This window comes from Bradyrhizobium manausense, assembly GCF_018130615.1.
GTDB classification, from domain to species: domain Bacteria; phylum Pseudomonadota; class Alphaproteobacteria; order Rhizobiales; family Xanthobacteraceae; genus Bradyrhizobium; species Bradyrhizobium manausense_A.
In genome coordinates this window covers 66,008-91,680 of the sequence record NZ_JAFCKB010000026.1, presented here as the reverse complement: position 1 = coordinate 91,680, position 25,673 = coordinate 66,008, and the positions used below count along the sequence as shown (strand labels likewise).

Annotated in this window: 23 protein-coding genes; 10 read left to right on the top strand and 13 right to left on the bottom strand. The window is 65.4% G+C overall.

What is annotated here, in order from left to right:
* Positions 1-2: 2 nt before the first annotated feature.
* Positions 3-659 carry a DsbA family protein gene (locus tag JQ587_RS33135; protein ID WP_212297563.1) on the bottom strand — a complete coding sequence of 219 codons (657 nt, stop codon included), beginning with the start codon at positions 657-659 and terminating at the stop codon, positions 3-5.
* A gap of 134 nt (positions 660-793) precedes the next feature.
* A complete protein-coding gene (locus JQ587_RS33130) occupies positions 794-1,285 on the bottom strand; it encodes a DUF721 domain-containing protein (protein ID WP_212297564.1) in 492 nt (163 codons plus the stop codon).
* A 122-nt stretch (positions 1,286-1,407) separates the two neighbouring features.
* Here JQ587_RS33130 and mutY point away from each other — a divergent pair, with 122 nt between their 5' ends.
* Both mutY and JQ587_RS33120 read left to right on the top strand, forming a co-directional pair.
* Entirely contained in the window at positions 1,408-2,526 is a 1,119-nt protein-coding gene (gene mutY, locus JQ587_RS33125) for an A/G-specific adenine glycosylase (protein WP_212428143.1), read from the top strand.
* A 52-nt stretch (positions 2,527-2,578) separates the two neighbouring features.
* On the top strand, positions 2,579-2,998 hold the full coding sequence (locus JQ587_RS33120; protein WP_212297566.1) for a PaaI family thioesterase: 420 nt from the start codon (positions 2,579-2,581) through the stop codon (positions 2,996-2,998).
* A gap of 215 nt (positions 2,999-3,213) precedes the next feature.
* Here the strand turns inward: JQ587_RS33120 and JQ587_RS33115 are convergent, their stop codons facing one another.
* Positions 3,214-4,491, bottom strand: coding sequence for a flavin-dependent oxidoreductase (locus JQ587_RS33115; protein ID WP_212428142.1), 1,278 nt, complete (start codon positions 4,489-4,491; stop codon positions 3,214-3,216).
* A 128-nt stretch (positions 4,492-4,619) separates the two neighbouring features.
* Here JQ587_RS33115 and JQ587_RS33110 point away from each other — a divergent pair, with 128 nt between their 5' ends.
* Positions 4,620-5,240 (top strand): glutathione S-transferase family protein, encoded by a 621-nt coding sequence (locus tag JQ587_RS33110; RefSeq protein ID WP_212428141.1) that lies wholly within the window; start codon positions 4,620-4,622, stop codon positions 5,238-5,240.
* Positions 5,241-5,472: 232 nt separating this feature from the next.
* Here the strand turns inward: JQ587_RS33110 and JQ587_RS33105 are convergent, their stop codons facing one another.
* Complete coding sequence (locus JQ587_RS33105; RefSeq protein WP_212428140.1) at positions 5,473-6,390, bottom strand: LysR family transcriptional regulator; 918 nt, start codon at positions 6,388-6,390, stop codon at positions 5,473-5,475.
* 91 nt (positions 6,391-6,481) lie between these two features.
* On the opposite strand from JQ587_RS33105, the gene JQ587_RS33100 reads away from it, so the two are divergent.
* Both JQ587_RS33100 and JQ587_RS33095 read left to right on the top strand, forming a co-directional pair.
* Positions 6,482-6,925: a nuclear transport factor 2 family protein gene (locus JQ587_RS33100; RefSeq protein WP_212428139.1), complete on the top strand. Its 444-nt coding sequence runs from the start codon at positions 6,482-6,484 to the stop codon at positions 6,923-6,925.
* Between the two features lie 167 nt (positions 6,926-7,092).
* A complete protein-coding gene (locus JQ587_RS33095) occupies positions 7,093-9,102 on the top strand; it encodes a HAMP domain-containing methyl-accepting chemotaxis protein (RefSeq protein ID WP_212428138.1) in 2,010 nt (669 codons plus the stop codon).
* A gap of 51 nt (positions 9,103-9,153) precedes the next feature.
* Here JQ587_RS33095 and JQ587_RS33090 read toward each other — a convergent pair whose 3' ends face one another.
* From JQ587_RS33090 to JQ587_RS33080, 3 genes are all read right to left on the bottom strand, one after another.
* Positions 9,154-9,834, bottom strand: coding sequence for a glutathione S-transferase family protein (locus JQ587_RS33090; protein ID WP_212428137.1), 681 nt, complete (start codon positions 9,832-9,834; stop codon positions 9,154-9,156).
* Positions 9,835-9,962: 128 nt separating this feature from the next.
* Positions 9,963-10,289: a hypothetical protein gene (locus JQ587_RS33085; protein WP_212297573.1), complete on the bottom strand. Its 327-nt coding sequence runs from the start codon at positions 10,287-10,289 to the stop codon at positions 9,963-9,965.
* Positions 10,290-10,400: 111 nt separating this feature from the next.
* Positions 10,401-11,531, bottom strand: coding sequence for a site-specific DNA-methyltransferase (locus tag JQ587_RS33080; RefSeq protein WP_283815708.1), 1,131 nt, complete (start codon positions 11,529-11,531; stop codon positions 10,401-10,403).
* A gap of 405 nt (positions 11,532-11,936) precedes the next feature.
* On the opposite strand from JQ587_RS33080, the gene ypfJ reads away from it, so the two are divergent.
* Positions 11,937-12,881 carry a KPN_02809 family neutral zinc metallopeptidase gene (gene ypfJ / locus JQ587_RS33075; protein WP_212297576.1) on the top strand — a complete coding sequence of 315 codons (945 nt, stop codon included), beginning with the start codon at positions 11,937-11,939 and terminating at the stop codon, positions 12,879-12,881.
* A 151-nt stretch (positions 12,882-13,032) separates the two neighbouring features.
* Complete coding sequence (gene moaB / locus JQ587_RS33070; RefSeq protein ID WP_212428135.1) at positions 13,033-13,596, top strand: molybdenum cofactor biosynthesis protein B; 564 nt, start codon at positions 13,033-13,035, stop codon at positions 13,594-13,596.
* A 214-nt stretch (positions 13,597-13,810) separates the two neighbouring features.
* Here the strand turns inward: moaB and JQ587_RS33065 are convergent, their stop codons facing one another.
* Entirely contained in the window at positions 13,811-14,740 is a 930-nt protein-coding gene (locus JQ587_RS33065) for a bifunctional helix-turn-helix transcriptional regulator/GNAT family N-acetyltransferase (RefSeq protein WP_212428134.1), read from the bottom strand.
* A 62-nt stretch (positions 14,741-14,802) separates the two neighbouring features.
* Positions 14,803-15,378: a glycosyltransferase gene (locus tag JQ587_RS33060; protein ID WP_212428133.1), complete on the bottom strand. Its 576-nt coding sequence runs from the start codon at positions 15,376-15,378 to the stop codon at positions 14,803-14,805.
* A gap of 331 nt (positions 15,379-15,709) precedes the next feature.
* Between JQ587_RS33060 and JQ587_RS33055 the strand changes: the two genes are divergently transcribed.
* Positions 15,710-16,549 carry an RMD1 family protein gene (locus tag JQ587_RS33055; protein ID WP_212297580.1) on the top strand — a complete coding sequence of 280 codons (840 nt, stop codon included), beginning with the start codon at positions 15,710-15,712 and terminating at the stop codon, positions 16,547-16,549.
* Here the strand turns inward: JQ587_RS33055 and JQ587_RS33050 are convergent.
* The 4 genes from JQ587_RS33050 to JQ587_RS33035 form a co-directional block, all read right to left on the bottom strand.
* Positions 16,543-18,156 (bottom strand): PEP/pyruvate-binding domain-containing protein, encoded by a 1,614-nt coding sequence (locus JQ587_RS33050; RefSeq protein ID WP_212428132.1) that lies wholly within the window; start codon positions 18,154-18,156, stop codon positions 16,543-16,545. The genes JQ587_RS33055 and JQ587_RS33050 overlap by 7 nt on opposite strands.
* Positions 18,157-18,165: 9 nt before the next feature.
* Entirely contained in the window at positions 18,166-20,094 is a 1,929-nt protein-coding gene (locus JQ587_RS33045; RefSeq protein WP_212428131.1) for a hypothetical protein, read from the bottom strand.
* Positions 20,095-20,166: 72 nt separating this feature from the next.
* Complete coding sequence (locus JQ587_RS33040) at positions 20,167-21,369, bottom strand: acetate/propionate family kinase (protein WP_212428130.1); 1,203 nt, start codon at positions 21,367-21,369, stop codon at positions 20,167-20,169.
* Between the two features lie 4 nt (positions 21,370-21,373).
* A complete protein-coding gene (locus JQ587_RS33035) occupies positions 21,374-23,761 on the bottom strand; it encodes a phosphoketolase family protein (RefSeq protein WP_212428129.1) in 2,388 nt (795 codons plus the stop codon).
* A 209-nt stretch (positions 23,762-23,970) separates the two neighbouring features.
* Between JQ587_RS33035 and JQ587_RS33030 the strand changes: the two genes are divergently transcribed.
* Both JQ587_RS33030 and JQ587_RS33025 read left to right on the top strand, forming a co-directional pair.
* Entirely contained in the window at positions 23,971-25,146 is a 1,176-nt protein-coding gene (locus tag JQ587_RS33030; RefSeq protein WP_212428128.1) for a PA0069 family radical SAM protein, read from the top strand.
* Between the two features lie 24 nt (positions 25,147-25,170).
* On the top strand, positions 25,171-25,626 hold the full coding sequence (locus tag JQ587_RS33025; protein ID WP_212428127.1) for a VOC family protein: 456 nt from the start codon (positions 25,171-25,173) through the stop codon (positions 25,624-25,626).
* Positions 25,627-25,673 lie beyond the last annotated feature (47 nt).

The window sequence follows — 25,673 nt, the reverse complement described above, 5'->3', positions numbered from 1 at the left end:
AATCAGCTCTTCAGCAGCGGATTGATCTTCTTGGCGAACTCCTCGAACGAGGTCTCGCCCTTGATCTTCTCGCCGTTGATGAAGAACGTCGGCGTGGAATCGACCTTCAGAACGTCGCTGGCATATTTCTGATCGGCGGCGATCTTGTCGAGCAGCGCCTGATCCTTGAGGCAGGCTTCGACCTGCTGCTGGGTGAGGCCGGCCTGCTTGCCGATCCGCGTCAGGGTCTCCGTGGTGTTCTTGACCACCCAGTCGTTCTGCTGGCGGAACAGCATGTCGGTGACGGCGAAGTATTTTGGCGCGTCGTCCTTGGCGATGCAGCGCGACAGCATCGAGCCGGCAGCCGCCTTGATGTCGAGCGGGAACTCGCGGAAGACGTAACGGATCTTGCCGGTGTCGATGTATTCCGACTTGATCTTCGGGAACACCTGCTCGTTGAAGGCCGCGCAGTGCGGGCAGGTCATTGAAGCGAATTCGGTGATGGTGACGGCGGCGTCCTTCGGGCCGAGCGCCATGTCGGGCAGCGACACCGGCTTGGCGACATCGCCCGCGGCCTGCGCCATCGCATCGGAGATGAACCGCAGCGGCGAGAGCCCGGCGAGCGCGGCAAGACCGGTCAGCGACAGCATCGTGGTGAAGGCGCGGCGGGTGATGATCAAGGTCGGCTCCCGAATTGGCGTGGTCTCGCCCGGGCTCGTATGCAGGTTCCCGGGCGGCCTGTCGCTAGCTTGAAACGTGGTTTGAGGCAATGGCGAGCGACAAGGACGGGTCCAGATTAGCGCTGGAATAAGGCTCAATTTCGCTTGATGGCGGCTCCGAGCCGCGCAAGCGCGGTCTTCAACTGTTCATCTTCGATGTCACCCAGACCCTCGGCCACCTTGGCAACGGCCTTGGGGTCCGGCGGGCCGGGCCGCACAGGGCGCCGGGGGCGGGACAGCGGGGCCTGGCGGAACGCGAGCTTTCCAACCGCGCTCCAGCCGAAGAAACGGTTGACCCGCTCCAGGATCACGTCCGCGGAGTGCTGGATTTCCAGCGCCATCGGGCCCTCGACCCGCAGCACCAGCGTCGCCGGCTCCTGCGGCTGGCCCTCGACCGGCCGCGGCCATTGCATCTTCAGCGGCTCGGCATGCGCGGCAATCTCAGGCCCCGCAATCTGTGCCCAACGCGTCACCAGCTCGCGCGCCGCAAATCCCTGCTTGGCATAGGCCTCGGCAAAGACGTCGTTGAGCAGGATCCCGAGCGGCTTGGCGCTGATGGGGCCGGGTTTGGGAGGGAATTTGGACATGGGGCCTTATAGCACCCCGCCGCGCCGCCCGCAGGCTCCTTGCAGCGAAGAAAGGCGTGGATGCCCGCGACGAGCGCGGGCATGACGTGGAGAGATCGGTGTGACGCCGCTACAGTGAGAGCATGAGCCCCAAATCCGCCCTGAGGGCAAAATCGCAATCCAGACCGTCGGAGGCCGTGTCACGTCCGGTCGCGTTGCTCGCCTGGTACGACCGCCATCGCCGCAGGTTGCCCTGGCGGGCCGGGCCCGGCGAGACGTCGGATCCCTACCGCGTCTGGCTGTCGGAGATCATGCTGCAGCAGACCACGGTGAAGGCGGTCGGGCCTTATTTCGAGAAATTCGTTGCGCGCTGGCCGGATGTCACGGCGTTGGGGACCGCCTCGCAGGATGACGTGCTGCGGATGTGGGCGGGGCTCGGCTATTATTCCCGTGCGCGCAACCTGCATGCCTGCGCCGTTGCCGTGACGCGCGAACATGATGGCGCCTTTCCCGACACCGAAGTGGGCCTGCGCGCGCTCCCGGGGATCGGGCCGTACACGGCGGCCGCGATCGCGGCGATCGCGTTCGATCGTCACACCATGCCTGTCGACGGCAATATCGAGCGCGTGGTGTCGCGCCTGTTTGCGGTCGAGCAGGAGCTGCCACAGGCAAAGCCGCAGATCCAGCAGCTGGCGGCGACGCTGCTTGCCAATTCCCGCGCCGGCGATAGTGCGCAAGCCCTGATGGATCTCGGCGCCTCGATCTGCACGCCGAAGAAGCCGGCCTGCTCGCTGTGCCCGCTGAACGAGGATTGCACGGCGCGTGCGCAGGGCACGCAGGAGACGTTTCCGCGCAAGGCGCCGAAGAAGAGTGGAACGTTGCGGCGTGGCGCTGCCTTCGTCATCACGCGCGGCGACGATCTGCTGGTGCGCTCAAGGCCTGAGAAGGGTCTGCTCGGCGGCATGACCGAAGTGCCGGGCTCGGACTGGCTGGCCGGTCAAGAGGATGCGGCCGCAAAACGGCAGGCGCCGGCGCTGAAGGGGTTGTCGCGTTGGCAGCGCAGGGTCGGCGTGGTCACCCACGTCTTCACGCATTTCCCGTTGGAGCTCGTGGTCTACACCGCGAAGGCCGAAGCCCGCACCCGCGCGCCCGAGGGCATGCGCTGGGTTCCGATCGCGACCCTGGCCGATGAGGCGCTGCCCAACGTCATGCGCAAGGTGATCGCGCACGCGCTGGATCTGCCGTCGGACCGATCGTCCTGACAACACGCTGGCAGCAGCGCTGCGCTATCAGCGTGCGAAACGGAGGCTGCCAATGGTCAAGACCGCACTCGATAATTTCAAGAGGCCGCCCTGTGCCGAGTTGCTTGGTTGGCGCCTGCTCGATGCCCGTCCCGAGGAGGGCTGGATCAAGCTCGGCTTCGAGGGCAGACCTGAGTTCTGCAATCCCGCCGGATTCATCCAGGGCGGCATGCTCTCCGCGATGCTCGACGACACCATGGGTCCGGCCGTGCTGGTGATGAGCGAGGGCCGGCTTTACACCACGACGATCAGCATGACCGTGAACTTTCTGGCGCCGGCAAAGCCCGGGCCGATCATTGGTGAGGCCAAGGTGACGCAGCTCGGCAAGACCATTGCGTTCGTCGAGGCCCGGCTGATGGCGGAAGACGGCACGGTGCTGGCGACGGCAAGCGCCAGCGAGCGGTTGCTGGAAGCGGCGAGGGTGGTGAAGTGACTGAAAGTAGCGGCGCGCTCCACTTCCCTTTTCCCCTTGTGGGAGGAGGTGGCGCGAAGCGCCGGATGAGGGGTATGTCTCCGCAAGTTCAGTTGTGAGAGGCGAACGCGCGGAGAGAACCCCTCACCCAAGCGAGTGCGCCTCCACCAGCGAAGATGCCCTCTCCCGCATGGGGAGAGGGCACATTGAAGCGCATCTCGCTTCTTGCGAGAGCCTCACGCCCCCGCCCGCGCGTCCTTGCTCACGATCGGCGGCTTCGCATTCAGCGCTTCGACCTGGAAGCCCGCCACGCGCTTGTAGTTTGCGGCGATGTCTTCCAGCTCTTTCTGCGACAGCACGTCGGTGACGACATTGTAGCCGTCGGGCGCGCGCTCCTCGACGAGCTGCATCACCTGCTCAGGGCCGTTCTTGCGGTTGAGCAGCACGAGGTCGGTGGTCGCGGGGCGCCGCTCGGCTTCATAGGCGAGCAGCGCGGCTTGCGTCGGACCGCGCGCCAGGATCTCGCGCGTGATGGTGCGCGCATCGAGGATCGCCTGCGAGGCGCCGTTGGAGCCGATCGGGTACATCGGATGGGCGGCATCGCCCATCAGCGTGACCTTGCCGAACGTCCATTGCGACACCGGATCGCGGTCGACCAGCGGATATTCGTAGGCGTGCGGACAGTTCCTGATCAGGCCGGGCACGTCGAGCCAGTCGAAGGTCCAGCTCTCGAACCAGGGTAGAAACTCCTCCAGCCGGGCGGTGCGGTTATAGTCCTCGCGCCGCCACTGATAGGTCGGCGGCATGTGGCGCTCGGCGACCCAGTTGATCAGATGGTTGCCGCTAGCATCCGGCTCCTTCGAGATCGGATAGCAGACGAATTTCAGGATCTCGTGGCCGGCCATGATCATGGTGCGGCCGGTGAGGAAGGCTTTTGCCGGCGTCACGCCGCGCCAGAGGATGCGGCCGTTCCAGATCGGCGGGCCTTCCTTCGGATAGAGCTTTTCTCGTGCCGCGGAATGGATGCCGTCGGCGGCGATCATGATCGCGCCTTCGTAAGTTCCCGCGGCCTTGCCGGTTGCCCTGTCGATGAAGTCGGCGCGCACGCCATCCGCCGCCTCGGTCCAGCCGGTCAGATGATGGCTGGTGAGGATGTTGTCGCGGCCGAGCCGCTCGACCGCGGTGTCGAGCAGGAGCTGCTGCAGCGTGCCGCGATGGATCGAGAATTGCGGCCATTTGTAGCCGGCCTCGAGCCCCCGCGGCTCGCTCCAGATCGGCTTGCCGTGCTTGGAGAAATAGGCGAGCTCGCGCGTCCGCACGCCGCTGGCATCCAATTTGTCCAACAGGCCGAGCTCGATCAGCTCGCGCACCGCATGCGGCAGCACGTTGATGCCGACGCCGAGCGGCTTCAATTCTGCGACACTTTCGAACACTCTTACGGGAACGCCGATTCCGTGCAGGCTGAGCGCAAGGGTCAGCCCGCCGATGCCGCCGCCGGCGATGAGTACGGTCATGAGAAAGCCCCTCCAATTGCAGGCGTCTTGGCACAGCGAGGCGGCGGTGGGCAACTGCGAAGAGAAGCTCGTGCTATGGACGTGGGGGCTGCCAGGCGTTAATTTTCAGCTTTCCCACGAGGTCCGACATGCTGAAGCTCTACTACGCCACCGGCACCTGCGCGCTCGCCACCTATATCGCCCTGGAAGAAGCTGGCGCCGACTACACGGCTGAACGGCTGAGTTTCAAGGACAACCAGCAGAACAGCCCGGACTATCTCGCCATCAACCCGAAGGGCCGCGTGCCGGCCCTGGTGACCGATCGCGGCGTCCTGACCGAGACGCCGGCGATGCTGGCCTATGTCGCGCAGGCCTTCCCCAAGGCGAAGCTCGCCCCGCTCGACGATCCCTTCGACTTCGCACAAGTGCAGTCGTTCAACTCCTATCTCTGCTCGACCGTGCACATCAACCATGCCCACAAGATGCGCGGCGCGCGCTGGGCCACGCAAGAGAGCTCGTTCACCGACATGAAGGCGATGGTGCCGAAGACCATGGGCGCCTGCTTCTCCCTGATCGATCAAAAGATGTTCAGGGGCCCCTGGGTGATGGGCGATCAGTTCACGGTCTGCGACCCCTATCTCTACACGCTCTCGACCTGGCTCGAAGGCGACAGCGTCGACATCAACGCCACGCCGAAGATCGCGGATCACTTCAAGCGCATGTCGGACCGGCCCGCCGTGCGCAAGGTGATGGCCGAACAGAAGGCGTAGGGTTCGCCGAGGCGCGGCCACATATTCTCCTGTCGTCCCGGGCAAGCGTCAGCGCAGACCCGGGACCCGTCACCCGAGGGAGAAGTTGTGGCGCGAGCCGACAACCACGAGTCTTCGCCTCACCACGGCCTGTGGCTATGGGTCCCGGATCGGCGCTCCGCCCTGGACAACGCCGCGTGTTGCCAAGAGCTGCGCTTGTCCGGGACGACGGCGAGTTTGCCGATGATGCATCCTACCCAGCTTTCCGTTTCTCCAGCTCGCGCCCTGTCTCCAGCACGAGTCGCCGCAGCCAGATCGAGCCCGGGTCCATCTGCGCCCGCGTCGGGTGAAACATGAACTGCTCGTCGATCCCGGGGTCGAGCGGCGGCGTCACCGTCACCAGCCCGATCTGTTTTGACAGTGCGGCGATCAGCCGCCGCGGCACGAAGGCGACGAGGTCGGTGCGTGCAGCGACGTGCAACGCTTCGAGATAACCCGACACCACCAGCGAGATATGCCGTTCGATGCCTTTGCCGCGCAGCCAGGTGTCGATGAGATCCTCAGCATTGCCGCGGATGATCACGCCGACATGGCGTGCGGCCAGGAACGTCTCGCGCCGCTTCAGCTTCGACGCAAGCGGATGACCGCGCCGCACCGCCAGCGCGTCGCTGTCGGTGTAAAGCAGCTGGCGGTGAAAGCCCTTGAACGCGTTGCCGATCGAGATCACGAGATCGATGGTGCGGGCGAACTCGGCGTGAAAGATCGCAGGGCCCCGCCACGGCACCACGTCGACGCGGACGTTGGGCGCAAGGCGCGTCACCTTCTCCATCAGCGGCGGCATCAGCAGCTCGACGGCGAGATCCGGCATCATCAGGCGAAATGACCGCTCGCTGCGCGCGGCGTCGAACTCATCGGGCACGAACAGCCCGCGCACCTGGTCGAGCGCCTGCGCCAGCGGCGCGCGCAGGGCCTGTGCTCGCGGTGTCAGCTCCATGCGCGCGCCGGTGCGCACCAGCAGCGGATCGCCAAAGATATCGCGCAGCCGCTGAAGGGCGTGGCTCGTGGCCGGCTGCGACAGCCCGATGCGCATAGCGGCGCGGCTGACATTGGCCTCGCGCAGCAGCGCGTCCAGCGCGGTCAGTAGATTGAGATCGAGCGAATTCAAATTCATGAGGTGAATAAATATCATATTCGCTATCGATTTGAAGAATTACGTTCGCGCGGCGATGTTCTGCGTGTTGCCACCAAACGGAGATGCCGCCATGAGCGCGAGCGCCAACAAGAAACTGATGCAGGATATTTTCGCCGCTGCCGCGAGCCCCGACCCGGCGGTGCGCGACCGCTCCCTGTTCACCGCAAGCCTTGCCGACGATGCCAGATGGGTCGTGACCGGGCAGTATTCCTGGTCGCGCACTTTCACGGGTAAGGAATCAATCCTCAACGATCTGCACGGCTATGTGCGCACCCGCCTGCGCGAGAGGACACGCACGGTCGCCCGCCGCTTCATCGCCGATGGCGACATCGTCGTGGTGGAAGCCAAGGGCGACAACGTGACCCCCGAGGGTGTGCGCTACGACAACGATTATTGCCTCGTGTTCCGGTTCGAGGACGGCAAGATCAAGGAGATCCGCGAGTACTGTGATTCGGTGCTGACCGAGAGGGCGCTCGGCCCGTTTCCGCAAGCAGCAATCGGGGCGGCCGGCTGATCCGCTTGTCTCGAGGTGGCGGGCGAACGCTCAGCAGGCGCCCGCCGACACCGCGGCCTCGGCCCGATCAAGAAGGACACAATTAACGAGTGTCCTTCATTGTGCTGCCGCGCAGTGAGAATCGCCGTGGGGGACGTTCGGCTGCTCGAATTCTTGGGGGCGGCATCATGCCGGGCATTCGTTTGAGAATCCGGGGACGTCTTTACGCCGGCTTTACGGCTCTTGCCGCGGTGGGCCTGATCATGGCCGTGGTTGCCGTCTGGAACCTGTGGGCGGTCCAGGAGCAGGTCGCGAGAATGTCGGCCTTCTCGGACAATGCAGCGCGCGTTCGGGAGATATCGATCCATCTCCAGGCGCTCCAGCGCGCCAATCTGCGCTATATTTATGACGCCAACGAACCCGCCTTCAAGGAAGCCGCGGAACGCGAGGCGGCGACGGTCGAGTTGCTGAAGGCGGCCTCGGCGGCGTCGTTTTCGGACGAGCGGCGCAAGATCTATGACGGCCTCGTTGGCGATATCGAGAAACTGCAGTCGCTGCGCGGGCGCATGGGCGCCGCCGTCAAGGAGACGACGAAAGGCAAGGCCGCCCTGCTGCCGGGCGGCGAGGAGCTGAACGCCAATGCCGGCAAGCTGGTCATCGCGGCGCATGGCACCCACGATCCGGAGATCACGGCGCCCGTCGCCGACCTCGAATCCAAAATCCTCCAGGCACGTCTGGCGAGCTGGCGCTTTCTCGCCATGCGCGATTCCAAGGCATCCTCGGCCTTCAGAGCCAATACGGAGAGGGCGCAGCAACGGATCACGGCACTCCAGGAGGCCAGTCTGCCAGAGCAGGTCAAGTCCGCGCTCGCCCCGGTCAAGGCCTCGCTTGCCACCTACCAGGCGGCGTTCGAGTCGACGTCCGCTGCGATCCTCCTGGCCGAGGAAACTTACCGCAACAACATTGCGCCCCTGATCACCGGAAGTATCGACAAGCTCAAGGTCGCGGACACCGGACTGACGGCTGACTCGCAGAAGACGCGTACCAGCGCCGCAGCCGTCATTGCCAGCACGACATGGATTCAGGAGGCCGCGGGTGGTCTTGCAGTTCTGTTCAGCGTGATCGTGGCCTTCCTGATCGCCCGCAGCATCGTCGGACCCCTGACGTCAATGACGCGTGCGATGGGGCTGCTCGCCGGCGGCAATCTCGCGGTCGAGATCCCCTCGCGCGGCAAGAAAGACGAGATCGGCGACATGGCCAAGGCGATCCAGGTGTTCAAGGACAACATGATCGACACCGAGCGTCTGCGTCACGAGCAGACCGAGATCGAGGCGCGGCAGGCCGAGGACCGCAAGAAGGACATGGTCCGGCTCGCCGACCAGTTCGAGCAGGCAGTCGGCGAGATCGTCGAGACCGTGTCGTCGGCGTCGAGCGAGCTCGAGACGTCGGCCGGCACGCTGACCGCGACCGCGGCGCGCGCCCAGGATCTGTCGACGGAAGTCGCCTCCGCCTCGCAGGAAGCCAGCGCCAACGTCCAGGCTGTCGCCTCGGCCACCGAAGAGCTGTCCTCTTCGGTCTCCGAGATCGCGCGTCAGGTCCAGGAATCCGCACGCATCGCCGGCGAGGCCGTGGGGCAGGCGAGCAAGACCAACGCCCGCGTCGGCGAACTCTCCAAGGCCGCCGCCCGCATTGGCGACGTGGTCGAGCTGATCAGCACGATCGCCGGCCAGACCAACCTCTTGGCGCTGAACGCCACCATCGAGGCCGCGCGCGCAGGCGAAGCCGGCCGCGGCTTTGCCGTGGTCGCGTCCGAGGTGAAGGCGCTGGCGGAGCAGACCGCGAAGGCCACGGGCGAGATCGCCCAGCAGGTCTCCGGCATTCAGGCCGCGACGGAAGAGTCGGTCGGCTCCATCCGGGAGATCAGCGGCACCATCGAGCGGTTGTCGGAAATCTCCTCCGCCGTTGCGGCCGCCGTGGAGCAGCAGGGCGCGGCCACGCAAGAGATCTCCCGCAACGTCCAGCAGGCCGCACACGGCACCCAGCGCGTCTCGACCAATATCAGCGACGTGCAGCGCGGCGCATCCGATACAGGCTCGGCGTCCTCGCAGGTGTTGTCGGCGGCGCGCTCGCTGTCCTCAGACAGCAACCGGCTGAAGCTCGAGGTCGCAAAGTTCCTGGAGTCGGTCCACGCCGCCTGAAAGCAAAAGGCCACGCGCAGGCGCGTGGCCTTGCGTCGCGGTGCAGTGTGATCAGGCCACTTTCGTCGTCATGTGCTTGAACATGTTGGCGCGCGCTTCGTCGTCCATCTCCGCCTTGAAGGTGAACTTGTCCTTCAGTGCGATCGCGCGGGCGGCTGCCGGCCGCGCCGAGATCTCGTCGAACAGCCGCTTCACGTTGGGGTAGCGCGCAAAGGCGTCGTCGCCGAGCTTGAACGGCACCATCCGCGCCCAGCCCCACAGCGCCATGTCGACGATCGAATAGTCGCCGCCGACCATGTAGCGGCGGCCTTTGAGGTGACCGTCGAGGATTTGGTAGTGACGGTCGGTCTCGTACTGGTAGCGGTTATGGGCGTAGTCGTGGTTCTGGTCCTTCGGCGCAAAATGCTTGAAATGCACGGCCTGGCCCGAATAGGGCCCGACGCCGGTGGCCACGAACATCAGCCAGGACAACAGCTCGGCGCGGTTTGACGGCAGGAACTTTCCGGTCTTCTCGGCGAGATAGAGCAGGATGGCGTTGCTGTCGAACACGACCGTGCCGTTGTCGTCGATCGCCGGCACCTTGGCGTTCGGATTGATCTTCAGGTACTCCGGCGTGAACTGCTCGCCCTTGCGGGTATCGATCTTCACCGGCTCGTAAGCCAGGCCAGCCTCTTCGAGGAACAGCGCGACCTTGGTCGGGTTCGGCGATCCGTTGAAATAGAATTTGAGCATTGAGCATCTCCCCAGCGGCCGAGAGCGGGCGCAGCGTCATGGCTCCCGCGGCGGCTTTTTTCTTGCCTGATCCTTGGCGGGGAGAGCAACCGGCGAGTTTGCCGTGTGGTATCTGCGCGCGGCGCAGATCAGCCGGCGTAACAAAGTCCGATCGTGGCCGTAACGACCATCGCGACGCCGACCGCTTCGAGACGCAAGCCGAGCCGCGCGGCGAGGTGCATGTCTGACGCCCGTGCCGCGCGCTCGGTTTCCCGGGCATAGCCGTGCACGATGGCGTCGTGGTTGAAATTGTCGTGCGCCTCGTTGCTGCTGGCGAGCCCGACGCAGATCACCAGCACGCCGAACAAGGCGAGGCCGAAAAATCCGAGCAGGGCGATCAGGAACATCGGAAACATGCCGATCAGGAAGATCGGCAGCAGCGGCACCAGCAGCAATGTCTCGGACTGTCGTCGCATGGGACCAAGCCGGTCGGGACGGGGCTGATCGGACGAATCTAGTCCTGACGTTGGCGGCTTTCAAGACGCCGTCAATCCGGGCTCGCGCACCGGAATGACGACGGAGAGGATCTACTCCGCCGCCATACCCGCGCGGATCTCCGCGCGGAGCTCGTCGATCAGCCTGAGGCCCTTCTTGGTCTCGACGTGCCAGAAGGTCCAGCCGTTGCAGGCCTGCGCGCCTTGCGCCACCGCGCCCATGCGGTGGATCGAGCCGACCTTGTCGCCGAACATGATGGCGCCGTCGGCGCGGACCAGCGCGCCGAGCTTCTTCTTGGCGTCGAACAGTTTCGTGCCGGGCATGATCATGCCGCGCTCGATCAGCTCGGAGAACGCCACGCGCGGGGCTTCGCGCGCGGTCATGAACGGGGCGAGGCTCTCTTCCGGCAGCGGCTCGACCGCGGCGATGCGCGCTTCGGCCGCCTTGGCGTAGGTCTTGTCGCGCTCGAAGCCGATATAGGAGCGGCCGAGGCGCTTGGCGACGGCGCCGGTGGTGCCGGTGCCGTTGAAGGGATCGATCACGAGATCGCCGGGCTTGGACGACGACAGCAGCACGCGCGCGAGCAGGCCTTCCGGCTTCTGCGTCGGGTGCACCTTCTTGCCGTCGGCGCCCTTGAGGCGCTCCTCGCCGGTGCAGAGCGGGATCAGCCAGTCGGAGCGTGCCTGCACGTCCTCGTTGGCGGCTTTCAGCGCCTCGTAGTTGAAGGTGTAGCCCTTGGCCTTCTCGTCGCGCGCGGCCCAGATCATGGTCTCGTGCGCGTTGGTGAAGCGACGGCCGCGGAAATTCGGCATCGGATTGGTCTTGCGCCACACGATGTCGTTCAGGAGCCAGAAGCCGAGGTCCTGCATGATCGCGCCGACGCGGAAGATGTTGTGATAGGAGCCGATCACCCAGATCGTCGCCGCCGGCTTCATCGCGCGGCGCGCGGCCAGCAGCCAGGCGCGGGTGAAATCGTCATAGGCGGAGAACGAATCGAACTTGTCCCAGTCGTCGTTGACGGCGTCGACATGGGATTCGTCGGGGCGCTTGAGATCGCCCTTGAGCTGGAGATTGTAAGGCGGATCTGCGAACACCAGATCGACCGAACCGGCCTGAAGCTTCGACATCTCGGCGACGCAATCGCCGAGGATGATGCTGTGGGACGGAGACTCAAAATTTGTGCGGGGCGCCCTTGCAGACGCCCCGCGACGCGACACTACCATGACTCAAGAACTCTGACTCAGGCGACGCTGTCGGCGACGCGGGACCAAACAACCGACTGACCGTTACAATGAAGCGGCAAAGTAAAAATCGACTTAACCCGCCGCGCTCGTGAGCAGGTGTCGCGCAGGGTTGTGTGAGCCGGAGATTGCGCGCGTTTGCCGCGTTTTGCAGTGTATTTCGCATTTCACTGCGCGGCAGCGGCCTTGCGGTGGCCAATTTTCTCTCGGAAAAAAATGCACGGCCCTCGGAAAAAATTGCTGATGCGATGGCACTGTCGCACTAGGCAATTTTTGCCGGCCAAGATATTGATAAAGGCAACGGAAATTTTACGTATGTGGCGCGTTGAGCTCCAGCGCCTCTGCGCCGCCCAATTGACGCCATCAAGGACCTAAGGGAAGCCCGCCATGCGCTACGATGATTTCCGCCGCAGCGACGACGTCGAGGATCGTCGCGACGATGGCGGCGGAGGGTTAGGCGGTGGAGGCGGCGGCGGATTCGGCTTGCCGATGGGCGGCGGCGGGCTCGGCATCGGCACCATCATCGTGCTCGGCCTCGTCGGCTACGCCTTCGGCATCGATCCGCGCATCCTGATCGGCGGCGCCGAGATCCTCACCGGCGGCGGCCAGGCGCCGAGCTACCAGAGCGACCGCCCGTCTTCGCAGGCCAAGCGCGGCGCGCCGACCGACGAGATGGGCAGCATGATCTCCGGCATTCTCGGCGAGATCGACGATCGCTGGAGCGAGATCTTCCAGGCCAGCAACCAGTCTTACACCGGCCCGAAGGTCGTGCTGTTCCGCAACGCCACCAATGGCGGCCGCTGCGGCCGGGCCGAGTCGGCGATGGGGCCGTTCTATTGCCCGCCGGACCGCACCATCTTCCTCGACACGGCGTTCTTCCGCGAGGTCGAGACGCGCTTCCGCGGCTGCTCCGGCAAGTCGGCGTGTAATTTCACCACCGCCTATATCATCGCGCATGAGGCCGGCCATCACATCCAGAACCTGCTCGGCATCATCCCGAAGGTGACGCGTCTGCAGCAGCAGGCCGGCAGCAAGGCCGAGTCGAACGCGCTGCAGGTGAAGGTCGAACTGCAGGCTGATTGTCTGTCCGGCGTCTGGGTCAATCGCGAGGCGAAGAAGCGTCCGAACTTCCTCGAACAGGGCGACATCGACGCCGCCCTGACCACGGCGAGCGCGATCGGCGACGATACGCTGCAGCGTCAGGCCACGGGGCGCGTCGTGCCCGACTCCTTCACCCACGGCTCGGCCGCGCAGCGCAAGCAATGGTTCATGACCGGCTATCAGCAGGGCACGCTGCAGGCCTGCAATACGTTCGGCGGCGGCGGGCCGTAGTGGTCTTTCGCTCCGGGCGCTGCGTAGGCTGAAATATGATGCGCGATTGCGCATCTGGGCATCCGGGAGTAGTGCCGTCATCCTGAGGTGCTCGCCTCTTCAGCGAGCCTCGAAGGATGATGCCGGCGAGCGGGAGAGAAGGTGTAGCGAAATGGCCTCGATCGACGAATCCAAACAATTCATCCCGCTCAACATCGCAGTGCTCACCGTCTCGGACACGCGCGCGCTTGCCGATGACAAATCCGGCCAGACGCTCGTCGATCGGCTCCTGGCTGCCGGCCATCATCTCGCCGCGCGCGAGATCGTCACCGACGACGTCGAGGCGATCCGCGCCGTCATCCGCCGCTGGATTGCAGAGGCCGGCGTCGACGTCATCATCACCACCGGCGGCACCGGCTTCACCGGCCGCGACGTCACGCCGGAGGCGGTCGAGCCGCTGTTCGAGAAGCGTATGGACGGCTTCTCCATCGCCTTCCACATGCTGAGCCACGCCAAGATCGGCACCTCGACGATCCAGAGCCGCGCCACCGCAGGCGTCGCCGGTGCGACCTACATCTTCTGCCTGCCCGGCTCCCCCGGCGCCTGCCGCGACGGCTGGGAGGGCATCCTCGCCGCACAACTCGACTACCGCACGCGCCCCTGCAATTTCGTCGAGATCATGCCGCGGCTCGATGAGCATCTGCGCAGGCCGAAGGCGCAAGGCGCGACGGTGTAACTGCTTTCTTCCCTTCCCCCTCATGTCCGCCGAAGCCTCGGCGAAGGCGGATGCGGGGAGAAGGTGGCGCGAAGCGCCGGATGAGGGGTATCTATCCGCGCGAAGTGCTCGGAGCCATACCCCTCACCTCAATGAGCTGTATCGACCGACGGCGCGGCCCTCTCCCGCAAGGGGAGAGGGCGCATTCATGCGCAGTCCGCTGATGGCGATATCGCTACAGATCCCGTTCCCAGGTCTCGCCGACCAGATCGTGCCCGAAGCTGTGGTGAGGCTTCGTCGCGACCAGTTCGAATCCAGCGCTCCGGTAGATGCCGCGCGCAGCCACCAGGATGCTTTGCGTCCACAGCGTCATCCTTTTGTAGCCCCGCTCGCGCGCACCCTGGATGCATTGCTGGACCAGCGCGCGGCCGACACCGAGTCCGCGCGCCCTCTTCTCCACCTGCAACAGGCGCAGCTTGGCGATCTCGTCCGCGGCCTTGACCAGAAAGATCGAGCCTACCGGCTCGCCGTCGACTTCCGCGATCCAGCAGTGCTCGCGCGCAGCGTCGTAGTTCCGGATGAACTGGGCGCAGATCTCGGCGACCAGCGCCTCGTAGCTGATGTCCCAGTTGTAGTCCGCGGCATAGGCGGCGCCTTGCTTGGCGATGACCCAGCCCATGTCCCCGACGCGATGGCTGCGCAGCACGACGGAAGCAGGTTGGCTTCGACCTTGCTCCAGCACGGTCTCGATAGTCGCCATCGCCTGCGTGAGTCGCGTTGCATCGCCGGCGGAAAGCTCGGCCAGCATCGCGGCGATCTCATTCTGCGAGCTCAAATTCAGCCTGGCGAAGGTCTGTCGGCCCTTGGCGGTGAGGCTGAGCTGGTATTGCCTGCGATCTGCCGGCAAGGGCTTTCGCGTGATCAGTCCCTTTTCGTCGAAGCTCTGGACGATGCGACTGAGATAGCCGGGGTCGAGGCCGAGCTCGGTTCCGATCTCCTTGGCCGCAAGGTCGTCGCGATGCGCGAGCTCGTAGAGCACGCGGGCCTCGCTGAGTGAGAACGGGCTATTTCCCAGATGTTGGTCGAGCACGCCGAGCTTGCGGGTGTAGAAGCGGTTGAAGGCGCGAACCGCTGCGATCTGGCCGTCGGTACCGTCGATTGGCATGGGACACCTCAATAATTGCCATTGTCAAATAATTATTTGACTTTGGCAAGTATTGGGTGGGCTTACGCGACCATGACGATCCGGCTGCGCAGCATCGTCCGGGAGGAGCGGCCGAGCCGCCTGAGTAGCCGCGCTTCGGAACGACGGGCCTGGGGCGGATAGCCGCCGAGCCTGTCGTAATGATCTCGCGCGATCAGGAGCCCCTGATCGCTGAGGGGGCCGACCAGCTTGCGTGCCACGGACCAGAGAACGTCGCGGAACCCGGTATCGGCGTAAGGCGAACGGGCATAGCGAAACACGGCCGCACGATCCCGGCCGCTGGCCGCGACGGCCTGGATGAACTGGGTGGTCTCTTCGATCCAACCGGTGTCCAGCACCGCGCCGGCGGGGAGGAACATCAGCCAGGGCGAACGGGCCTCGCGCGCACCCGCGGCGAGCGCCGCGCCTTGCGAGGACCCCTCGCAGCCGACGAAACGGCAGCCGGCGACGTCGGCAACGCGCTCGATGACGCCGCTGCTCGTGCCATCGACCAGCAGCACCTCCTTGATGATCCCCGCCGCGGCACCGGGTACCAGCGCGGCCAGAGTCGCGACCGCGGTCTGCTCGACGCCTTCGGTCGGAATGATGACGCTCAGCATGATTGAGGCTTCGATGTCCGCAATTCGGGAGAAGCGTAACGCGTTATGATGTTGTCATAAACATGCTGCGCTGCCGAGCGCAACTTTTCGGCTGGGCCTCGGCGTGCGATGGTAAACCGGCGCGGGCCCATCGCAGCCGAATATGTCGCGCGCAGGGGCCTCACCTTGCCGAAAGTTTCGGCGAATTTCGGTTTCGTGAGCTTCAAACGGGGCGTTTCTCCACCGATATCGTCGGGGTGAAGGCTGTTCCGCAAGATTGCAACAGCAGTGTCACATGGACCGTGCAGATGGGAAACGTGCAAGCGCCGTTGCGCAGAGCGGGATGTGTCCAATGAACGCCGATCAGCTTCCCATTGCCGCGACGCCGGTATCGCCGAAGACGGACGCTGCGCCGAGCTTGCGGATCCGCGCCGTGATGTTGGGCGAACGCATCAACCCGTCGGGCCTCGAGATCGGCGCGCTGGTGTCCTCGACGCCAGCCGCCTTCCGCGTCCATGGCGGCCTTGCCGTGATCTTCCGCTACGGCGTCGTGGTGCTGATCGGGCTGCTGCCGTCGGAGGAGAAGGTCCTCATCGATGGTCTCAAGTCACGCGTGGTCGGCGAGCTCAGCCCCTATGAGGAGGAGACCGCGCAGGCGCAACTTTGCCACGACGAGAATGCCGAAGCGATCCAACCCGGCGGGCCGATCTGCCTGTCGAAATTTTCCGACGAGCGGCTGCTGCTGATCGCGGACGCGCTCGCCAAGAGCACGTCGCTGGCGCGCGACGAGCGGCGCGTCGCTGCGGTCTTCGACGTCATCGAACCCTTTGCGCGGGAGCTCGCCGAGAAAGGCCGCACGTCGCGGCGGCGCAAGGGCATTCTTCAGCTGATCGGCAATGCGCTGCTCGTCCAGCAGCGCGTCGCCGGCCGCGTCGCGGTTGCCGAGAAGCCCGACGCGCTCTGGGAAAAGCCTCAGCTCGACCGCCTCTATGCGCGCCTGGAAGACGAATACGAGCTGACGGAGCGTCTCGACACGCTCGAGCGCAAGCTCAAGGTCATCTCGGAGACGGCCGATGCACTCACCGACATCATCGACACCCAGCGCTCGCTGCGCCTCGAAATCGCGGTGGTGGTGCTGATCGTGATCGAGGTTGCGATCGGGTGTTTCCAGATTTTTGCGGGGATTCACTGAGCAGCGGCGCGCGTCGGCCGGCCACGATCGACGCTCTGCGACTGCCAGCTTGCGATCTCCGCGAGCTCGGCTTCGGGCCGCGTCTCCATGATCTGGCATCGCCCGAGATAGAGTTGTCCCGCATCGCCCTCGATGGTGATCCAGTCGCCCTCCGACAATGTCGCATCGGCAAGCCGTGCCCGGCTTGCGCCGGGATCAATCCTCAGCGCGCGACAGCCAACGACGCATGGTTTGCCCATCTGTCGCGCCACCAGCGCCGCATGCGAGGTGCGCGCGCCGACCGCCGTGACGATCCCGGCCGCCACCGCGAAGCCCGCGACATCGGCGGTGCTGGTATCGGGACGCAGCAGGATCACCGGCTCGCCCGTGGCCGCCAGGCGCTGGGCGCTCTCGGAAGAGAAGACTGCACGTCCGGCACCGATGCCGCCGGACGCTCCAATCCCGGTCGCCGCCGGCTCGCCGGCAGCGACCAGTGAGGTCACGGCTAGTGAGGCGAGGTCAATCCCGGCGATCCGGTCCAGCGCCTCGTCCTTCGTGACCACTCCCTCATGCACGAGGTCGATTGCGATCCTGACCGCGGCACGCGGCGTTCGCTTGGCCGCACGCGTCTGGAGGAGCCACACCTTGCCGTCCTCGACAGTGAACTCGACATCCTGCACGTCGCAAAATTCACGCTCGAGCCGTTTCAGGATGACGCCAAGCTCGGCTTCAGTTCCCGGCAGCGTCCGCACGATCGCGTCCCCGGTGTCGGGGGTTCGGCGCCCGGACACGACGTCTTCGCCCTGTGCGTCCAGCACGAGATCGATCATTGGGCGCGGAGCACCCGTCGAAGGGTCGCGAGAGAATGCCACGCCGGCGCCGGATGCCAGCCCGCCATTGCCGAACACCATAGCCTGCACGGTGACGGCGGTGCCCTCGAGCCCTTCGAGCTGCTGGAGTTTCCGATAGGTCTGGGCCCGCTCGCTCATCCACGACCGGTAGACGGCCTTCGCCGCGGCTTCGAGCTGCGCGACCGCATCGTCGAGCCAGCCATCGGCACGATCCTCGACCAGCGCCTGTTCTTCGCCGGCAAGCCGCTCCAGCGCTTCGCTGTCGAGCTCGCGATCGCTGTCGACGCATTCGGCTCCGACCAGTTCCGAGATGCGGGCCGCGAAGGCGGCGGCATCGAGCCCGAGCACGGTCTCGCCAAAACTCTCCAGGAAGCGTCGCCGGCAATCCCAGGCAAGCCGTGGCCGGCCGGTCGCACGGATCAGGCCGTGCACGGCATTCGGCGTACAGCCGACATTGAGGACGGTGTCGAGCATGCCCGGCATCGATCGCGCTGCGCCCGAACGTACGGAGACCAGTAGCGGCTGGCGTCGATCTCCAAAGCGTTTTCCCGTCGCATCTTCCAGGAACGCGATTCCCTCCTTGAGACCTTCTTGCAGATGACGTTCGGCATGGGCGTGGCCGGCGATGACGTCCGCGCAGAGCTTGACCGGCAGCACGAAAGCAGGCGGCACCGGCAGACCCAGCGCCGCCATCCGTGCGAGGTTGGCGGCCTTGGCGCCGATCTCTTCGGCGCCGCGCAATTCAGTTATGCCGTCGCCGATACGGACGATATGCATGGTGGTCTCCTAGGCTGCGAGATCGATCATGATGTGACGGCGCAACAAGTGGCCGAAGCCGGCGAGGCGGTCCGTGGCGCGTTCGATCGCACGTGCAAGCTCGAGGACCGAGAGCGAGGTCGCGACGTCGAAGCCGCCGCCGAAGACCAGTGCGGTCGTCGTACGCTCCTGGCTGTCTGCCGCATGCTCGGTATCGATCAGGCGGGTGACCGCGAACAGCGCATCCTCGGAATCCGCGCGCCGTCCCTCCGGCACGTCGGTCGCGGCGGCAACGCCGCTGGCCGCGACCTCTGTCGCGGTCATGGCGACCGCGCAGAGTTCGGCGAGTGCGGCCAGCAGTGACGGGTCGGTCCGCTCGGGCATCAGGGAGGCGATGAAGGCGGCCTGCTCCAGTTCGTCGATGGCCTCTTCAACGCGGTCGATCAACTGCCCGATCGTCGGCCGGGCGTTGAGCCGATCGATCTCCTTGCGGGTTTCCAGAGCGATGCGGTCAGCCTTCTGCTCGATCGCGCCGCAGCGCCGCGCCAGCTGCTTGCGGTCGGCGGGCTGGCCGGCCCGCAGCGCCGCAACATGCCGGGAGATTGCCGCGACGAGATCATGGGCAAGTCCGATCTGGCGCAGCACGGCGGCGAGCAGGGCGCCGTCGACACGCTCCAGGTGTCGCATCAGGTCCGCTTCGATCTGGTCGCGCACCGTCCTGACCGAGCGACCCGCGAGGAGCGCCTCGGTGGAGGCGCGCAGTGCCGCTTTCAGAAAATCGATCGCGGCGGTGCGGCCGAGCGTCTGGTCGAGCCGCTCGCCGAAGCCGATGCGGGCGGGTGCGGCATTTCTGACCGCCGAGCCCAGCAGTTCATTGCCGCCGAGTTCGAGGAAGGCGCGGTGGCCGATCTGGTGGCGCGCCGCCCATTCCAGGATGCGCGCGGCATCATCCTTGGCGACCCAGGTCCGCAGCAGCTTGCGCGCCTTGTTCCAGTCGATCAGGAACACCAGCGCAGCGCCCACCGCGGCGAGGAATTCGTTGCGATCCGCCGCGTGACCGGCCTGGTACTGGCCGGTGACGAGATAGAATGAATTGTCTTCGCCAAGCCCGGCTGCGGTGTGACGGTCGAGCCCGCTCCAGGTCGCGTCGAACTTGTCGAACAGCGAGATGAAGAATTTTGCCCGCACCAGATGCACGTCGGTGTAGGTGACGGTGACCGCATTCCTCTTGACCGCGATCACCACGACATGGGCGTCCGTGGTGCCGATATCATTCTGGATCAGGAGCCGGCCGCCCGAGCGCGTCGCCATGGTGTCGAGGCCGGGGTGATTGAACTTCAGCCCGCGCGTCTGGTTGAGCCCCTTCATGAAGGCCTCGACCGCGCTGCGGTCCTCGTTGTGCAGACCGAATACGTGGGCGCCGTCGAGCGTTTCCTCCGCGCAGTTCGCGGCAAGCTTGTTCAGTGCCTTGTGCAGATCCATCACCAGGCGATGGAGGCTGTCGCCGGCTGACTCGGCGACGCCGGTCAGACGGGCAATGCGGGAGAGGTCGATTTCGTTGGTGGCATCGAGCAGGCCTGCGCTCCGGATCGTCGTCAGCCGAGCGTTCGTTTTCTCGCCTTCGGCAGGCATGCCGGCGCTGACGGCGCGGATCATTGCCGCAGCGTCGTCCTGGATCTCCTTCATCAGCTTGGCGAGGTTCGGCGCCGCGAGGCGGGACTGCCCGACCAGATGGGCGCCGCTGATCAGCGTTGCGATCGCGGCAGGCGCAATGCCGGCGGCGCGGCTCTCGACTGCAAGCTCGCTGGCGGCCCGACCGGGTTCCTGCGCATGCTGGGCCGCCGCCTGGAGCGCACTCATCCGCACCTTGATGCGGTCGTTGGCGGCCAGCCCTTCCGCCACCAGCGTTGGCAGCAGCATGCCGCCTTGTCCGAGCTCTTCGATGATCTGGGTCTTCATGGTCTGTCCGCACAACGTTTGACGTCCGGCATCATGCCGCGAGGCGGCGGCCCGACTGTTGCGCTAGATCATTCATGAATCCGTCATAAGCGTCCCGCGTTCGCGCAGCACGCCGGCGCAGTGGCGCGCGATCGTGATCTCTTCATTGGTGGGAATGACGAACAAGGCGACCGTACTGTCCGAAGCGGCGATGCGCTCGCGCATCGCGTCGTTCGCAGCCGCATCGATGCGCAAGCCGAGCCAACCCAGCCGCTCACCAATCTGGCTCCGGATCTCCTTGGCATGCTCGCCGATGCCGCCGGTGAAAACGAGACAGTCGAGCCCGCCGAGCGTGTTCGCCATCACCGCGATCTCTTGCGCCGCGCGGAAGGTGAAGAGCTCGATGGCGTCGCGCGCGGCGCTCTTGCCGCTCGCCAGCAGCGTGCGCATGTCGGCGGAGATGCCGGAGACGCCGAGCAGGCCGGACTCGTGATAGAGCAGGTGCTGGACGTCTTCGACACTCATCTTCTCGTGCTGCTGCAGATAGAGCAGCACGCCGGGATCGATCGTGCCGCTCCGCGTCCCCATCACGAGGCCATCGAGCGGCGTCAGTCCCATCGTGGTGTCGACGCTGCGGCCGTCGCGCAATGCGCAGAGGCTCGCGCCGTTGCCGAGATGCGCGATCACGAGGCGCTTCGTGGCGAGGTCGGGCGCGACTTCGGCGAGACGACCCGCGACATATTCGAACGAGAGGCCGTGAAAGCCGTAGCGCCGGATGCCCCGTTCCTCGAAGCGGCGCGGGATCGCGAAGCGGCTCGCGGGTGGCGTGATGGCGTGGTGGAAGGCGGTGTCGAAGCATGCGATCTGCGTCAGCCCGGGCCTGATTGCGCCGATGGTGCGGACCGGTTCAAGGCAGCGGGGCTGGTGCAGCGGCGCCAGCGGCGTCAGCGCCTCGAGCTTTGCATAGACATCGTCCGTTAGCTCGATCGGGCCGGAGTAGTCCGGACCGCCATGGACCACGCGATGGCCGACGGCGCGCAAGCGGCCTTTGCCGAAACGATCCTCGATAAAGCCGAGCACGTCGGCGAACAGATGGCCGCTGCCCGCATCCGCAGCGTCGCTCTGCGTCGCGAACAGATCTTTGCCTGCGGGGTCCTTCACCACGAGCCGGGGCTTCGCCTCGTGCTCGTCGAAAAGGCCCTTGCAGAGCAAGGCAGGCTCGGCCGAGGCGATATCGAACAGGCCGAACTTGATGCTCGACGAGCCCGAATTGAGGACGAGGACTGACGTCACCACGACGTCAGCCTGCCTTGCCCGGCCAGACCCAGTCGCGGATTTCCGGCATATCCTCGCCTTGCTCGCGCACGTAACGCGAATGCTCGATCAGCTTGTCGCGGAACCTCTGCTTGACCTGTGCGGCCTTGGTCGCCAGCCCCGGCACGCGCTCGATCGCCTCGATCGCGAGATGGTAGCGGTCGAGCCCGTTGAGCACGACCATGTCGAACGGCGTCGTCGTGGTGCCTTCCTCGGCAAAGCCGCGCACATGCATGCCGGCATGGTTGGTGCGGTTATAGGTGAGACGGTGGATGAGGTAAGGATAGCCGTGATAGGCGAAGATGACGGGCTTGTCCGTCGTGAACAGGCCGTCGAAGTCCCGATCGGAAAGCCCATGCGGATGCTGTCCTTTCGGCTGCAGCGTCATGAGGTCGACGACGTTGACGACGCGGATCCTCAAATCGGGCAGCGCCTTGCGCAAGAGGTCGACGGCGGCGAGCGTCTCCAATGTCGGCACGTCGCCGGCGCAGGCCATCACCACGTCGGGCTCGCTGCCGGCGTCCTCGTTGCCGGCCCAGGTCCAGATGCCGATGCCGGCATCGCAATGCGTCGCCGCCTCCTGCATCGACAGCCATTGCGGCGCCGGCTGCTTGCCGGCAACGATGACGTTGATGCGATTGTACGTGCGCAGGCAGTGATCGGCGATCCACAAGAGCGTGTTGGCGTCCGGCGGGAAATAGATGCGGACGATATCGGCCTTCTTGTTGGCGACGAGATCGACGAATCCGGGATCCTGATGGCTGAAGCCGTTATGGTCCTGGCGCCAGACGTGCGAGGTCAGGAGATAGTTGAGCGAGGCGATCGGTCGCCGCCATGGCAGGTGCCGCGTCACCTTGAGCCATTTGGCGTGCTGGTTGAACATGGAATCCACGATGTGGATGAAGGCCTCGTAGCAGGAGAAGAAGCCGTGGCGGCCGGTGAGCAGGTAGCCCTCGAGCCAGCCCTGGCAAAGATGCTCGCTCAAGACTTCCATCACGCGGCCGTCTTGCGCGAGATGCACGTCGTAAGGTTCGATCGGCTCCATCCAGACGCGCTCGGTGGTGTCGAACACGGCATCGAGCCGGTTTGATGCGGTCTCGTCCGGGCCCATGATGCGGAAGTTGCGCTCCTGCGCGTTGAGGCGGATGACGTCGCGCAAGAATTTGCCGAGTTCGCGCGTCGCTTCGCCCGTCACGGAGCCAGGCTGCGGCACGTCGAGCGCGAAGCTGCGAAAGTCCGGCAGCTTCAGCTCCTTCTTGAGCAGCCCGCCATTGGCATGCGGATTGGCCCCCATGCGCCTGTTCCCTTCGGGCGCGAGAGCCTGCAGTTCGGGGATGAGCGCGCCGTTCGTGTCGAACAGTTTTTCCGGCTCGTAGCTGCGCATCCAGTTTTCGAGAATCTTCAAGTGGGCCGGGCTTTCGCGGCAGCCTGCAACGGGCACCTGGTGCGCGCGCCAAAAGCCTTCGACCTTCTTGCCGTCGACTTCCCTGGGGCCGGTCCAGCCCTTCGGGCTGCGCAGCACGATCATCGGCCAGCGCGGCCGCTCGACGCTCGTGCGTCCGTCGCGGGCGTGCTGCTGGATCGAGCGGATGCTGGCGATCGCGACGTCGAGCGCGTCGGCCATGGCCTGGTGCATCGGTTGCGGATCGTCGCCCTCGACGAACAGCGGCTCGTGGCCGAAGCCGCGGAAGAGATCGCGGATCTCGCTGTCGGGCATCCGGCCGAGCACGGTCGGGTTGGCGATCTTGTAGCCGTTGAGGTGGAGGATTGGCAGCACGGCGCCGTCATGTGCCGGGTTCAGGAACTTGTTGGAGTGCCAGGACGCCGCAAGCGGGCCGGTCTCGGCCTCCCCGTCGCCGACGACGCAGGCGACGATCAGGTCGGGATTGTCGAGCGCTGCGCCATAGGCGTGCACCAGCGCGTAGCCAAGTTCGCCGCCCTCGTGGATCGAGCCCGGCGTCTCCGGCGCCGCGTGGCTCGGAATGCCGCCCGGGAAGGAGAACTGCCTGAAAAGCTTCCGCAATCCGTCCGCATCGCGCGGGATGTTCGGATAGATCTCGCTGTAACTGCCTTCCAGATAGGTGTTGGCGACCATGCCCGGGCCGCCATGGCCGGGACCGCAGACATAGAGCACGCTGAGATCCTGCGCGCGGATGACACGGTTGAGGTGGGCGTAGATGAAGTTCAGCCCGGGCGTCGTGCCCCAATGGCCGAGCAGGCGTGCCTTGATGTGTTCGGGCCGCAACGGCTCGCGCAGCAACGGGTTGTCCAGCAGATAGATTTGCCCGACCGAGAGATAATTCGCGGCGCGCCAGTAGCGATCGAGGAGATCGAGGTCGCCGCTCGCGGCGGCGGTTTTTCGTTGGATTGTCATGTTCCTGCCGACCCTCACCCAGCGATCGTCACCAACTTTGTTCCGGCACGATCGATCCTGTCGGGCATCAAACGAGATGGCCGTGACGGGCGTGTTGCGTGAGGTCAAAGGACCTTGCCTGAAATCTGGGCGGCTACTGTGCATGGGGTTGTTTTCGCGTTTTTCATTCTTGTTCTTGATTTGTTCCTTTGCCGTGCTATCTTGCTTTCATGAGTCCAGCTTCTTCTTCTGCTCTCAAGCACCCGCCGGTCACGGCGCCCTCCGAGCCGGCGGGTGCGCCTTCTGATTTCCCCGCGGATTTTCCAGAACTTGGCGTCGTCATCGACCGCGCGCGCAGGCGAGGGCGGGGTGCACAGTCCAACGCCAGCGGCCGCTTTGAAGCCGAGGCGCGCGTCGCCTTCGACGATGGCTGGCAGAGCCTGGAAGAGCTGCCGCCGTTCAAGACGACGGTCGGCGTCGACACCTCGCGCAAGGTGATCACCCGCAACGAGTCTCCCGATATCGGCTTCGACCGTTCGATCAATCCTTATCGCGGCTGTGAGCATGGCTGCGTCTATTGCTTCGCGCGGCCGACGCATGCCTATCTCGGCCTGTCGCCGGGGCTCGACTTCGAGTCGAAGCTGTTCGTGAAGCCCGAGGCGCCGGCGCTGCTCGAGAAGGAACTCGCGGCGACCGGCTACGAGCCGCGGATGATCGCGATCGGCACCAACACCGACCCCTATCAGCCGATCGAGCGCGAGCGCAAAATCATGCGCGGCATTTTGGAGGTGCTGGAGCGCACCGGCCATCCTGTCGGCATCGTCACCAAATCCGCGCTGGTCGTGCGCGACATCGATATTCTGGCGCGCATGGCCAAGCGCAACCTCGCCAAGGTCGCGATCTCGGTGACCTCGCTCGATCCAAAGCTCGCGCGCAACATGGAGCCGCGGGCCTCCACGCCGCCGAAGCGGCTGGAGGCGCTGAAGCAGCTTTCGGAGGCAGGCATTCCGACCACGGTGATGGTCGCGCCCGTGATCCCAGCGCTGAACGATTCCGAGATCGAGCGCATTCTCGACGCCGCAGCCCATGCCGGCGTCAAGGAAGCCTCCTATGTGTTGTTGCGGCTTCCATTGGAAGTGCGGGATCTCTTCCGCGAATGGCTGATGGCGAACTATCCCGACCGCTATCGCCACGTCTTCACGCTGATTCGCGACATGCGCGGCGGTCGCGACTACGACTCGAAATGGGGCGAGCGGATGAAGGGTACGGGTCCGATGGCCTGGACCATCGGCCGCCGCTTTGAGATCGCCTGCGACAGGCTCGGCCTGAACAAGCGCCGCTCGAAGCTGACCACGGATCATTTTGCGCGGCCGAAGCAGAACGGCGAGCAGCTCAGCCTGTTCTAGGGCGCGGAGCGAACGAGGTGTGTGATGCGTAAGGAACTGCCGACCCCGGTACCACGACTGACGGTGGTCACGCTCGGCGTGAGCGATATCCGCACCAGCATTGCTTTCTATGCCGCGCTCGGTTTCTCGCGCCGGCTGAAGGCGACCGGCGAGGCCGTGGCGTTCTTCGAGACCGGCGGTCCGGTGCTCGGCCTGTTTCCCTGGGACCAGCTCGCGGCCGATGCCAAGCTGCCGGACAATCCGAGGCCAACAACCTTCCGCGGGGTGACGCTCGCCTGGAACTGCGCCACGCGCGAGGAAGTCGATGCGGTGCTGGCCTTCGCACTCGGCAAGGGCGCGAAGCTGCTGAAGGCCGCGCATGAGACCGATTACGGCGGCTATTCCGGCTATTTTGCCGATCCCGACGGCCATCCCTGGGAGGTTGTCGTCGCGCCCGGCATCGAGGTCGGCGACGACCGGCGGGTGCATCTGGCGGAGTAGGGCGACCGGCCCGAATAACGGGAATTGCGCGGGGTTCCCGGTTGCGC